Annotated in this window: 12 protein-coding genes; 5 read left to right on the forward strand and 7 right to left on the reverse strand. The window is 46.2% G+C overall.

The window, feature by feature from the left end; translation table 11 throughout:
- Positions 1-61: 61 nt before the first annotated feature.
- The 6 genes from yigB to lptM form a co-directional block, all read right to left on the reverse strand.
- Positions 62-778, reverse strand: coding sequence for a 5-amino-6-(5-phospho-D-ribitylamino)uracil phosphatase YigB (gene yigB, locus R7P35_RS17545; RefSeq protein ID WP_005378741.1), 717 nt, complete (start codon positions 776-778; stop codon positions 62-64).
- Between the two features lie 8 nt (positions 779-786).
- Positions 787-1,719 carry a tyrosine recombinase XerC gene (gene xerC / locus R7P35_RS17550; protein ID WP_005378742.1) on the reverse strand — a complete coding sequence of 311 codons (933 nt, stop codon included), beginning with the start codon at positions 1,717-1,719 and terminating at the stop codon, positions 787-789.
- Positions 1,685-2,416 carry a DUF484 family protein gene (locus R7P35_RS17555; protein WP_025768160.1) on the reverse strand — a complete coding sequence of 244 codons (732 nt, stop codon included), beginning with the start codon at positions 2,414-2,416 and terminating at the stop codon, positions 1,685-1,687. The genes xerC and R7P35_RS17555 overlap by 35 nt, the downstream gene beginning before the upstream one ends.
- Entirely contained in the window at positions 2,410-3,240 is an 831-nt protein-coding gene (dapF, locus tag R7P35_RS17560) for a diaminopimelate epimerase (RefSeq protein ID WP_005378744.1), read from the reverse strand. Before dapF ends, R7P35_RS17555 begins: the two co-directional genes overlap by 7 nt.
- 10 nt (positions 3,241-3,250) lie before the next feature.
- A complete protein-coding gene (gene lysA, locus R7P35_RS17565) occupies positions 3,251-4,504 on the reverse strand; it encodes a diaminopimelate decarboxylase (protein ID WP_005378745.1) in 1,254 nt (417 codons plus the stop codon).
- A 61-nt stretch (positions 4,505-4,565) separates the two neighbouring features.
- Positions 4,566-4,682, reverse strand: coding sequence for an LPS translocon maturation chaperone LptM (lptM, locus tag R7P35_RS26590; RefSeq protein ID WP_005378746.1), 117 nt, complete (start codon positions 4,680-4,682; stop codon positions 4,566-4,568).
- Positions 4,683-4,756: 74 nt separating this feature from the next.
- Between lptM and cyaY the strand changes: the two genes are divergently transcribed.
- Positions 4,757-5,071 (forward strand): iron donor protein CyaY, encoded by a 315-nt coding sequence (gene cyaY, locus R7P35_RS17575; RefSeq protein WP_042523922.1) that lies wholly within the window; start codon positions 4,757-4,759, stop codon positions 5,069-5,071.
- A 69-nt stretch (positions 5,072-5,140) separates the two neighbouring features.
- Here cyaY and R7P35_RS17580 read toward each other — a convergent pair whose 3' ends face one another.
- A complete protein-coding gene (locus R7P35_RS17580; RefSeq protein ID WP_042523920.1) occupies positions 5,141-7,669 on the reverse strand; it encodes a class I adenylate cyclase in 2,529 nt (842 codons plus the stop codon).
- A gap of 346 nt (positions 7,670-8,015) precedes the next feature.
- Between R7P35_RS17580 and hemC the strand changes: the two genes are divergently transcribed.
- Genes hemC through R7P35_RS17600 form a run of 4 tightly spaced genes read left to right on the forward strand, consistent with a single transcriptional unit; the run spans position 8,016 to position 12,095 of the window.
- Entirely contained in the window at positions 8,016-8,954 is a 939-nt protein-coding gene (gene hemC, locus R7P35_RS17585; protein ID WP_033907277.1) for a hydroxymethylbilane synthase, read from the forward strand.
- Between the two features lie 2 nt (positions 8,955-8,956).
- On the forward strand, positions 8,957-9,685 hold the full coding sequence (locus R7P35_RS17590) for a uroporphyrinogen-III synthase (protein WP_042523918.1): 729 nt from the start codon (positions 8,957-8,959) through the stop codon (positions 9,683-9,685).
- 17 nt (positions 9,686-9,702) lie between these two features.
- Positions 9,703-10,914, forward strand: a complete 1,212-nt coding sequence (locus tag R7P35_RS17595; protein WP_005378751.1) for a uroporphyrinogen-III C-methyltransferase — start codon at positions 9,703-9,705, stop codon at positions 10,912-10,914.
- A complete protein-coding gene (locus tag R7P35_RS17600) occupies positions 10,914-12,095 on the forward strand; it encodes a heme biosynthesis protein HemY (RefSeq protein WP_042523916.1) in 1,182 nt (393 codons plus the stop codon). Before R7P35_RS17595 ends, R7P35_RS17600 begins: the two co-directional genes overlap by 1 nt.
- The last annotated feature ends 763 nt before the right edge of the window (positions 12,096-12,858 follow it).

Below are 12,858 nucleotides of genomic sequence, written 5' to 3' on the forward strand. Positions count from 1 at the left end.
GTGGCTTTGCGCTGCTTTTCTAGACACAAAATGAGATTAGAATGGATTAATGCGAAAGCAATTAAAAAAGTGTGAGTAACGGCTGCAAACTATTGATTTCAATATCAGGTAAAGTACGTGTTTTTGAATGGTTAATGACATTTTTATTCATATCATTAAACCAACAGGCTGCAAAACCAGCCAACTTTGCACCATGCACATCCGTGGTTAGATGATCACCGACATGCAGAATATTCTCCGCAGGAATATCCAAGAATCGCTTCGCTTTAGTAAACATATCGGTTGCGGGTTTCGCCAATCCATCTGGTCCTGCTTTAAGTACCTGTTGGAAATAAGGCGTAAGACCGATGCGGTCTAAATCCACATTACCGTTGGTGATTGCTACCAACGGGATGTGCTGCGCGAGTTCCTCCAGTACATCGAGGCTTTGCTGCGGCACTTCAAAACGGCTACGCCAGTCCAACGCAACGTCTACTGCGGCTTTCGCGGCGGCATGTGCTGCGTCTTCGTCGTAGCCTACTTGGGAGAAGGCTTGCTGAAGTTGCACTAAACGCCATAAAGTGACATCGCTCTTCAGCTCGGGTTGTTGCTGCACAACACGCTGCTTGAGAGCAAACCAATCCGCTTTGTTCATATGAGCAACCGCTGGATGATGGTGCTTGAGCCAAGATAGCAACTCACGCTCCATGCGAACGATCACAGGATAGTTGTCATAGAGGGTATCATCTAGGTCAAAGGTCATTGCCTTAATAGGCTCGATACGGCGATAAAATTTCATACTTCGGCTCACTCCCCGTTCTTTTTACGTGCGCGTGGATGGGCTTGGTCGTAGGCTTGCGCCAAATGTTGGAAATCCAAGTGCGTGTAGATTTGGGTCGTCGAAATGTTCTCGTGCCCTAAAAGCTCCTGCACCGCACGTAAGTTATTGCTTGATTCGAGCATATGTGTCGCAAATGAGTGACGCAATTTATGCGGACTAATATGGCTTGCGACAGACTGTTTCTGCCCCCATTCAGCCATGCGCTTTTGCACGCTACGATGCGAAATACGCGTTCCAAGCTTAGATACAAACAAGGCGGGCTCACCTGGAGCGGCTAAATCACCACGAACGCGTAACCACTTCCCGACCCACTCGGTTGCCATCCCAGAGAACGGCACTTTACGTTCTTTATCGCCTTTACCAATAACACGAAGCTCACCACTACGCAGTTGTACATCACGTACATCCACACCCACCAACTCAGCCAAACGTAAACCGGCGCCGTACATCAGCTCCATCATGGCGCGATCGCGCACAGCCAACGGGTCGTCCTCGTTGACTTCAAGTAATTGGCTCACTTCGTCAACATCGAGGTTTTTGGGCAACGGGCGTTTTTTGCGAGGTGCTGAAACCCCTTTGGCTGGGTTAGCCGACATCTCGCCACGCAGAATAAGGAAATCGAAAAAGCTACGTAGCGATGAGAGTCGCGTTGCCAAACTGCTGGCTTTCATGCCTTCTCGCATGCCCTTACCTGCTAATTGGCGCACCCAACCAGCATCCACTTGAGACCAATCTTTGAGCCCCATTTCAGCTAAGTGCTGCGCCATAGTTTCTAGCTGCTGTTTGTAATTGCGCTGAGTATGTAGGCTAAGCCCCTTTTCGCTTCGTAAGAATTCATAGAAGCGCTCAAGAGGCTTTTGCAGACTATTTGGCAGAGGAGTGTTGGGAGTTGTCGTCATCGTAACTTTGCCATACCAGTGTTTGAGCGAGATGTGCCACTACTAATGATAGGTGACGCAAAAACAAGGTATCCATATCTGGCTGAAAATGGCCGCCATCTTCACTAGAAAAAGCAAGCACGCCCAGTGTTTGCTGTTTCACGAGCGGCAGTACCACATAGGACCCCATTTCCGGCACTTCCATGTTGCCAAACAAAGCTTCACGATCCACTTTGCGAAGACGTCCTAAGTACGCATCTTTGCCATTTAAGTGAGTGGTCGCAAAGCGTTGATAACTTTCCTTACTCAATTGAATCGATGCGTCGCATTGACTAAACAATCGAACAAACGCACGTAAGCCCAATGTTTTGGCTTTCTCTTCGATAGAATGAATGACTTGTTTAAAGTCACCACACTTTAGAATCTGCCCCTGCAAATCCATAAATTCGTAAAAGGTGCGATCATTGTTCGCCGCAAGCGACATTAGTGTAGTGATCTCTTCCTCTAACTCTTCAATGCGCTGACGTTGGCGATTCATTTGGATGTGTACCAAAGATACCGCGCCTAAGTCTGAGTGTGGGAAAGATAAACGATCCACAAGCTCCGGACGTTGCACAAAAAAGTCTGGATGATCTTTGAGGTACTCTGCCACTACTTCAGCCGTTAAGGCATCTGCTTCTACTTGAGACAAACCGTTTCCTTTTTCTTCAACTAGCAAGATAATTGACCATCAAATACATGCGTTGTAGGTCCGGTCATAAACAACGGCTTGCCAGGGCCTTGCCATGCAATTCGCAATTCACCACCAGGTAGAGAAACCTTAACGTTTTCATCCAACAAGCCCTGCAGAATCCCAACCGCGACTGCCGCGCATGCACCACTACCACAAGCTTGTGTCTCTCCTGCGCCTCGCTCGTAAACTCGAAGACGAATATGGTCACGACTCATCACCTGCATAAAGCCAGCGTTGACGCGCTCTGGGAAACGCTCATGCGACTCGAGCAGCGGACCGAGAGTTTCCACTTCTGCCGTATCCACATCGTCGACCACGGTCACTACGTGCGGGTTACCCATGCTCACAGCACCACAAAACAAGGTATTGTCGCCTGCTCGCATGATGTAAGTTTTCTCTTTTTGCTTCGCTTTGAAAGGAATTTTGTTCGGTTCAAACTCTGGTACGCCCATGTTGACCGTCACTTCCCCATCATCTTCGATGTTGAGAATCATCTTTCCTTTCTTGGTGCTCACGCTGATGCTGTATTTATTGGTCAGTCCCTTCAAGCGAACAAAGCGGGCAAAACAGCGTGCACCGTTACCACACTGTTCAACTTCACTACCATCGGCATTAAAAATCCGATAATGGAAGTCGGTTTCAGGGTCGTAAGGGGCCTCTACCACAAGCAATTGGTCAAAACCAACGCCAGTATGACGATCCGCCAAGCGGCGGATCAGGTCTTGCGAGAAAAACACGTTCTGGGTAATACAGTCGACGACCATGAAGTCGTTGCCCAAACCGTGCATTTTGGAAAAGTGGAAATGCATTTGTTGTGTGTTACTCCGGTAGAATCTGTTCCAGCTGCCACAAACTGGTCAGCTCCTCACGCTGGCGAACTAAGTGGCTTTGTTTACCGTCCACCATCACTTCTGCTGCTCGGGTACGAGTATTGTAGTTCGAAGACATCACAAAACCATAGGCACCTGCTGAACGAACCGCGAGTAGATCACCTTCTTGCAAAACGAGTGCGCGATCTTTACCCAAGAAGTCGCCGGTTTCACAAATAGGACCAACCAAGTCGTAAGTCTGAGCTTCACCCTTTCGCGGTGAAACTGGCACAATATCTTGCCATGCTTGGTATAGCGCAGGACGCATCAAGTCGTTCATTGCAGCGTCGATAATCGCAAAGTTTTTATGCTCAGTATGTTTTAAAAACTCAACACGCGTTAGCAATATACCTGCGTTCGCAGCAATTGCACGGCCTGGCTCAAAGATCAGCTCCAAGTCTTGGTGATTTTCAAGACGGCCTAGTAACGCTTTGGCGTAATCAGAAGGCTGAGGTGGTAATTCATCACGATAGACCACACCCAAACCACCGCCGACGTCAAGGTGACGAATGTTAATGCCCTGCGCTTTTAAATCATCAATCAGGGCCAATAAACGGTCTGTCGCGTCGATAAATGGGTCTATATTGGTCAGCTGAGAACCAATGTGGCAGTCGATGCCTTGCACATTCAAGTTCGGCAGGCTTTGCGCGAATTTATAAACATCTGGCGCACGATCAAACGCAATGCCGAATTTATTGTCGCGAAGACCAGTCGAAATGTAAGGGTGTGTTTTCGCGTCGACATCTGGATTGATACGCAGAGAAATTGGCGCAATCACACCAAGCTCACCCGCAACCTTGTTCAAACGTTCTAGCTCTGGCTCAGATTCAACGTTGAAACATTTGATACCTAGCTCAAGAGCGCGCTTCATCTCTGCCGGTGTTTTACCAACACCAGAGAAAACGACTTTTTTCGGATCACCGCCTGCGGCAATCACACGCTCAAGTTCACCACCCGACACGATGTCAAAACCCGATCCCAAACGCGCTAGCGTGTTCAATACGCCTAAGTTTGAGTTGGCTTTCACCGCGTAGCAAACCAGGTGAGGATGCTGACCCACAGCACTATCAAACGCCTTCCAATGGCGCTCTAGCGTGGCTCGAGAATATACGTAAAGAGGAGTGCCATATTGCTCTGCAAGAGCTTGAAGTGGGACGTCTTCGGCCCAAAGCTGGCCATCATCCTGATAGTTGAAGTAATCCAAAATTCGCTTCCCTTATTTTATTCGACTGCTGAACCCTAATTTCACCCTAAGGTGCGGTTATTTATTGTGATTGCTCATTCTGTTGAGTGTCATCTGGAATGTATAGTGAGCCAGACTGACCACACCCCGCTAAGGTCGCGGCAACCATCACAAACAACACAGTAACTAATTTTTTCATTTCGCATATCGTGATTATTGAATCAATGCCCCCTATAATCGCACCACACTCAGGAAAAGCAATAGGATAGACGGATGAACGATACTGAATTTCATCAACTGGTGGATGCGCAGATGCAAATCATCGAAGAATCCATCGATGATTCAGGCGCAGACATTGATTACGAAGTCACTGGCAACGTAATGACATTGGAATTTGAAGACCGCAGCCAAATCATCATTAATCGCCAAGAGCCGATGCATGAGATCTGGCTAGCGTCCAAATCTGGTGGTTTCCACTTCAAGCTTATTGAAGGTAAATGGACCTGCTCAAAAACGGGTATGGAGCTATTTGAAATGGTGAAGCAAGAGTGTGAAAAGCACGCAGGCGAAACCATTGATTGGGCATAATTCTGGTCAATCGTCACCAAAACAAAAAGAGCACCGAAGTGCTCTTTTTGTTTATTGATACGGGTTTAATTACGCATTCACAGTTTTGGTCGGGCGACTCGGTGAACAACCGTCATTACGGTAAGGAATGATATACGCATTCCCCTCTTCAGGGTGAATAATTTGATAGTACTGAGGCAGGTTAAAGTTAATAAACTTCGACGCGACGCGACTATCGTCTTTTACCGACGTGTAGAAACTGTTTACAGACGAAATCATTTCATCTTTGGAGCCACTAAATTGGTGATACACTTCCACTTGATTTGACTCATCCAACACATAAATATTGAAGCCATCTTCGTTATCTTCAAAGAAGAACTGCACTAGACCTTCACTGGCAAACCCATCCACCGCCTCAGGCATTTGATATTCTTGCTCACGATCGAGCATTAACAGCGGCGAGCCTTTGAGTTTGTTAGTGGAAATGCTGCGGTAGAAATCGATGGAATTTTCTAGCTTCTGCACCGACACACCACGACGTTCAAAGAACAACCCATAAGTCTGGTTACCAAGACGCATCGCTTTAAAGCGGCGACGTTTCTCTTGCTCTACTGGTTTCAAGCGTAAGTCGATACATTCAGCTAAAAGCTGGTAAACCATATTACGCATCACACCACGCATGTTCTTCGCATAGCAGAACACATCCACTGATTCTGGTGGCAACGCATCTTGGTGCATTTTGCCCAAAATGGTTTTCAGTGCATCCAGCATCGCCGTTTCCCCTTTGAAATGCAGCGTACGCACTTCATGCCAAGAGTTACGGTAAACAAGGTCAACACTGCCGACTAAATTTTTATGTTCTGGACCAAAGCTAAAAATATCGGTGTTCTTAACATCCACTTTCAGCGAACGACCAGAAAGTTCAGACGTCGGATCATTTTCGAAGTTGATGAACATCGCAAGCTGGCTTATTTCACAAGGACTCGCTAGCGCCTGCATAGATGGACGACGCTTACGCAACGCAAAAGTATTTCGTAAGTCACTCACCATTTGGTAAAACTTATCAATATCTAGCTGCGCTTCACGTACCACGGCATGTAAACGAGTCGATTCAGTGATCAAGCCATTGAAGAATGCCCAAGCAACCAACTTACTCAAGTATTCATGATGCTCTAGATATGGTTGCCCCAAAATGCGGTGCGCAATAAGCGGTTGTTTATAGAGGTACCAACCAGACTTGTTTACCCCCCCTTTTTTCACTTCGATAAAGCTCAAGTCAGGCTCGTGCAGATCAGGTGAAATCTGTGGGTTTAGTAACGTTACTTTGCCCGGCAATACTTCAAAAGCCGCGTAGAGTTTACGGGCCAAAATACTGATGTCTTGCGGACTGATAGCAGAAGTGATGTCGTTACGACGCGCAAATTGAATCAAGTTACGGTAGCTTTGCATCAACGCATCCAGCAATGCATGATGTACCACCTTTACTTGTTCAACCTTCCAATTACGGCGGTCATCGAGCTCTGCAACGACACTGGCATCCCAATTCCATTTTGCAATCATATCGCTCAGTGCTTCACGACGCCAAGCTACTGAGCCAATATTCGGCTCACGAGATAGTTTTTCATGGGTTTTGAGATAGAAACAGCGACGCACCAAATCCAAACGTGTATCGTCTTGAATTCGCTCTAGGTAACGGGTTACTTTTTCCAACATTAAGTAGTACGCATCCATGCCATAGAGGTCAGGCTCATGGGCAAAGAAACGACGCTTAGTGTCGATACTTAACAATTGAGTATGCGGGTATTCCCACGAGTAAGCTTCTAGCAAGATGGCTTTTAATACCGATTTGTAGGGAGAGTCGATGCTTTTGTATAACTGCCACAAGTTCGAGCCGAAGTATTCTTCAGCAGGAATGCAGTTCAATTTACCAAAGTCGATCCATTCACTACAGTCGATGTAACCATCACTGCACAGTTGAGAAACGTACTCGTCGTAACACTCTTCCATTTCTGGCGGCACGATTTGCCATAACAAACGCTGTCCGGCAATACGCACCGCACTACGATAGAATTCATCTAGCAAAAGTAAGTGCTGAGATGAACCACAGTTATCACCTGTCATCTCCTCAGAATGATTGCTTCTAAAGCGCTCTTTATCCATTAAGAAAAAGTTCGCTTCCACGCCTTTGCTTTGTGCCCAATCCGTGATGAGTAAGCATTTATTGGTCAATAACTCGCGTTCGTCACAATCCATATCGGGCGAGATACACACCCAAATATCCAAATCACTGGAAGTACTTTGACCAATCGAGGAGGTACTGCCCATGGTGTATAAACCCAATATAGCGGGCTTTTCTACCGTCTTGAGCGGCTGACCAATGGCAAGTTGAATATCATCTATGAATTGTTGCTGAATGCTATTTAGTTCAAGCCCATGCACACCAAACGGGACATCGGCATCATAATAGCCAGGAATTACAGGATGGTTGTAGTTCAACAAGGCAGGAATCAAATGGAAGACTTGCTGGCTTTGCGAATCCATAAGCGCCAGCGCGCGATCAACTCGCTGCTGATTCAAATTATCTAGTCGCTGGATGATTTTTTGGGTGTAAGCCTGCAAGGGGAATTCCTTGGTTGAACAATCACGAAAATCTGCTGACGTTTTAAACCAAAATGGCTTAAAAACGTGATCAATTTAACACTTTTATTGGTGCGGGTAAAGCTTCACGCCCGCGTATCACTCTGGATACAAAACCATACTTTAGTCACAAAATTAATCGCGCGGTAGTGTCGCTCTTATTACCTATTACTAATAATAGTCCTTAGTCTAATTGAGAATCCAGTCACACTATTTTCATAACGTCATGTAATTCCATTCATAGCCTTCAGAGATAACGAACTAACAGTAAGCATTTCTTGATGAGAATGGTAGGATAAACCCAAATCCAAACAGCATTGAGAAAATCATGACACAATCCACACCGATTCGCATTGCAACTCGAAAAAGCCCTCTTGCTTTATGGCAAGCTTACTTTGTTAAAGACGCCCTTCAAGCCGCTCACCCAGGCTTGGAAGTCGAGTTAGTAACCATGGTGACCAAAGGTGACGTGATTTTAGATACACCACTAGCAAAAGTTGGCGGCAAAGGCTTGTTCGTAAAAGAGCTTGAAGTCGCGATGCTAGAAGGACGTGCAGACCTCGCCGTTCACTCAATGAAAGACGTACCCGTCGATTTCCCAGAAGGCCTTGGCCTCGTGACCATTTGTGAGCGTGAAGATCCTCGTGATGCCTTCGTCTCTAATACCTATAGCCACATTGATGAGCTCCCTCAAGGTGCCGTGGTTGGTACTTGCAGTTTGCGCCGTCAATGCCAACTGAAAGAATATCGTCCGGACATCATCATCAAAGAGCTTCGCGGTAATGTGGGCACTCGCCTTGGTAAGTTAGATGCGGGTGAGTATGATGCAATCATTCTTGCTGCGGCTGGCCTCAAACGATTGAAGCTTGAAGAGCGCATTCGTAGCTTTATCGAACCAGAGCAATCACTACCAGCGGTAGGGCAAGGTGCTGTCGGTATTGAGTGCCGCCTTGACGATGAAAGACTGCTTAAGCTGCTTGAGCCACTTAACCACCAAGACACCGTAGACCGCGTTTTGTGTGAGCGCGCAATGAACCTTACGCTAGAAGGCGGCTGTCAGGTACCTATCGGCAGCTATGCCCTGCTAGACGGCGACAACATTTGGCTACGCGCATTAGTTGGCGAACCAGATGGCAGCGAAATTGTGCGTGGTGAAATTCGTGGCCATCGTAAAGACGGCGAAGCATTAGGAGTGCAGCTAGCCAATGAGCTGCTAGATAACGGCGCTCGTGAAATCCTAACTAAGCTGTACGCAGATCACGAATAACCATGGCAGTGTTGGTCACTCGGCCGGGAGAGCAAGGCAACGCGCTTTGCTCTCTGCTCGAAAGGCACGGCATTTCCGCATATCACCATCCTCTGATCGACATTGTCGCCGATCTCACGGACACGCACCTCTCTAAACATCTACATCAAGCTCAAATTGTTATCGCTGTTAGTCGACATGCAGTGCAATGTGCACAGCAAATCTTAGCCAGCAACGGGATGTCATGGTCGAAACAAGCTATTTACCTTGCCGTTGGTCAAAAAACAGCACACTATTTAAGCAAATGTACCCAACAGAAAGTACACTATCCCCAAGTCAGTGATAGTGAACACTTATTGCGACTACCAGAGCTCAACAATGTGGCACAACAACAAGTTCTTATCCTTCGTGGTAACGGCGGAAGAGAGCTGATCAAAGATGCATTGGTGAGACGTGGCGCAAAAGTTCACTATAGTGAGACTTACAAGAGAGAATTCATCCCATTCGATCCAGTAAGCTGTGTCTCACTATGGAAAAACCTACAAATTAACCAGATTGTTGTCACCAGTGGTGAACAACTGGATTATTTGTGCAGCCAATTGACGTCGGAGCAATTGACTTGGCTTAATCAACAAGAGTTGTATATCCCCAGTCAGCGTATCGCTGACATCGCAATTCAAAGGGGGTTCACTCGCGTGAGATGCACGGGAAGCGCATCCAACCAAGAATTACTGGCGGCTCTCCAGCCCTAGCTACACAGGATATAGGCATGACAAGTAAAAATAACGACCAAAAAAATAACGATAAAAACCTTTCCGAAGAAACCTCATCGGCACCGCTAGTCGAAAAAACCACATCGCAGCAGGATGCGGACCTTAAAAAAGAGCAACCACAAGCGGCCGAGCCCCCAAAAACAGCAGAACCAACCAAAGTCGAGTTTGAAGAAAAACAAGGCAAACGCGGTGTCAAACTAGGCACGGTCGCTATCATCTTATCGATTATTTTTGGCGGTGGCCTCGCGTACAAGCTGCATCAACAGCAAGCCGATTACCAAGCGCAGATCGCCCAACTAAAAAGTCAGCTAGAAAGCACTCAAGCTTCCATGAAGCAAGAACTCAGCCGGGTACAAGAAGAAACCATCGAGAAAGCAACAACCGTGACACACAAAGCGGAAGTGGTACTTGGACAGCAACAGAAGAGCATTGAAAGCTTACAGCTCGCCGTTGCCGATGTGAAAGGTCGTCGACCAAACGACTGGCTATTAGCGGAAGCCGATTACCTTGTCAAATTAGCTGGTCGTAAATTGTTCTTAGAGCACGATGTAGAAAGCGCGACTCAACTGATGGAAAGTGCAGACCAACGCATTGCAGCACTGAATGACCCTAGCCTCGTCAAACTACGTAAAGCAATGGCGAACGATATCACCAAACTTCGCACTATCCCGCTGATTGACCGTGATGGATTGGTACTACGCTTAACTGCCCTACAACAGCAAGTAGACAAGCTCCCTCTCGCCAATGCACTGCTACCTGAAGCTGAAGCCGTAGAAAACACTGAAGTGTCTGAAGATATCGCAAACTGGCAAGATAACTTAATGACCTCTTTGAAGGACTTTTCAGAAAACTTCATTACCTTCCGCACGCGCGATGGTAACGTCATTCCACTGCTTTCTCCTGAGCAACACTTTTACCTGAAAGAAAACATCAAAGCCAAATTGGAAACGGCAATAAAAGCGGTGTACCAAGAGCAAGGTGAAATTTACACCACGTCTCTAAAAACAGCAGACAAATGGGCATTAGCTTTCTTCAACCAAGACGATAATTCTGTTAAAGAGTTCAACAAAACGGTTAACCTACTAAGTCAGCAAAATATTCAAGTGGAATACCCAACAAAACTGCAAAGTCAGTCTCAACTATCAGATGTCATCCGTGAACGCCTACGTCGTGAAGTCACAACGATGACAGGCATGGAGGATAAGTAATGTTTCGTCTTATTTTCCTATTTGTTGTACTAGGCGCAGGACTATTTGTTGGCACCCAGTTTTCTGGTCAGCAAGGCTATGTACTCATCTCCATTGCCGAGAAAACGATCGAGATGAGCGTAACGACATTAGTGGTTTTCGTTATCGCTGCACTCGCAGGTCTTTTTCTGCTTGAGTACCTGATTAAGAAGTTAGTTTATGCTAGTTCTACAACATGGAACTACTTCAGTGTTCGCAAAATGCGCCATTCCCGCCGATACACCAATGAAGGCATTATTAAACTTCTAGAAGGTGACTGGAAAGGTGCTGAGAAGAAAGTAACTCGCTGGGCAAATCATCACGATATGCCGCTGCTTTGCTACTTGGTTGCGTCTGAAGCCGCACAAGGCCAAGGTGATAAAGCAAAACGAGATCACTATCTAGAGCTAGCGAGCCAACAAGAGAACGCCCATCTCGCAGTAGAACTGACTCGAGCGAAACAATTTATCCGCGACAACGAGTTCGAGTCCGCTTTCGATACCTTGCAATCGTTAAAAAGTCAGTATGCGAGTAACTCTATTGTATTGAACTTGCTGAAAACAACGTACATGCAGCTAAAGTTGTGGCAACCTCTTATTGACCTCTTGCCACAACTAACCAAAGCAAAACTCATCACGGAAGAAGAACATGCAGAGCTGATTCAAAAGGCGCAGTGCGGCTTACTCCATGAAGTAGCGCAACAACAAGGTAGCGAAGGGCTAATCTCCCATTGGAATAGTCTCTCACGTAAAGTGAAACAAGACACACACCTCGTTGCCTGTTTTGCTCGAGAACTCATCACACGAAAAGCTGATGCAGAAGCCTTTACCGTGCTAAAAGAAGCATTAAAAAAACAACCAGCCCCAGAGCTTTATCAACTACTGCCAGATCTAAATCTGCCAGATACCCACCCTGTCGTGGTCTTCTTAGAGGGAGTAGTGAAGAAAGAACCGGATAACGCCGCTGCCCATAGCGCATTAGCGCACTTCTATTTCCGTCAAGAGAAGTGGCAAGAAGCCCAGGATCACTTTGAGATCGCCTTAAAGCTTCGCTCTGACGTCTCTGACTATGCATTCCTAGCAGACACACTAGAGAAGCAAAATCTAACCAAAGCTGCTCACGAAGTCTCTCGTAAAGCTCTCACGCTCGTACAGAATGACTAACTTAAGATGACCTAACCAAGCCGACAGCTTACCTGTCGGCTTTTTTATTGCCTGCTATTAACCCTTCAGTCCTTAGTCATCAATATGTTTATCCAATTCATTGGCTCCCAAGTAGTTCTCAACTTCCTAGCAACTCACTATCGTTTCACTTTCCTCTTCTCTTTTGACTACTCTGATCCTGTCATTCCAGCAGAATCCAAAACAATTTTAAAAGATGCAGGAATACGTAACTTTAGCCTGTTGATGTATGGTTTTAAGACGTAGCTAGATTTAGGCAATAGAGCACACGCGTCGCTAGACTGAGTAAAACAAAAAGATACATCAGTGAAACAGTGGCTATTTGAGTATGCTTATTTGTTCGGTCTATCCGGTAAAATGGGCTAGAGAAGCAATGGTAGTGCTTTAAGAGAACGATAAGGCAATAGATGGTTCAACACCTTAACAAAGCATCTCCAACAACCTTATCGGGACAGCATGCAGTGATGAGGATGAACAGCTTTAGAAGCAACTGCACTTCTTAGCAAAAATCAAAACGTCACAACCAATACCGATACCGATACCGATACCGATATTACTTAGTCCAAAAGTAGATCGCATATGGAATTGATTTTTGGCAAGCACAGATAGAGTAATAAAGATGTGCGGAAATGAAAAAAGCCTCGCTATTTCTAGCGAGGCTTCTTAATAGTGGCGGAGAGATAGGGATTTGAACCCTAGATACGCTATTAACGTATGCCGGTTTTCAAGACCGGTGCTTTCAACC

Source organism: Vibrio sp. Vb0304, assembly GCF_033338995.1.
GTDB lineage: Bacteria > Pseudomonadota > Gammaproteobacteria > Enterobacterales > Vibrionaceae > Vibrio > Vibrio alginolyticus.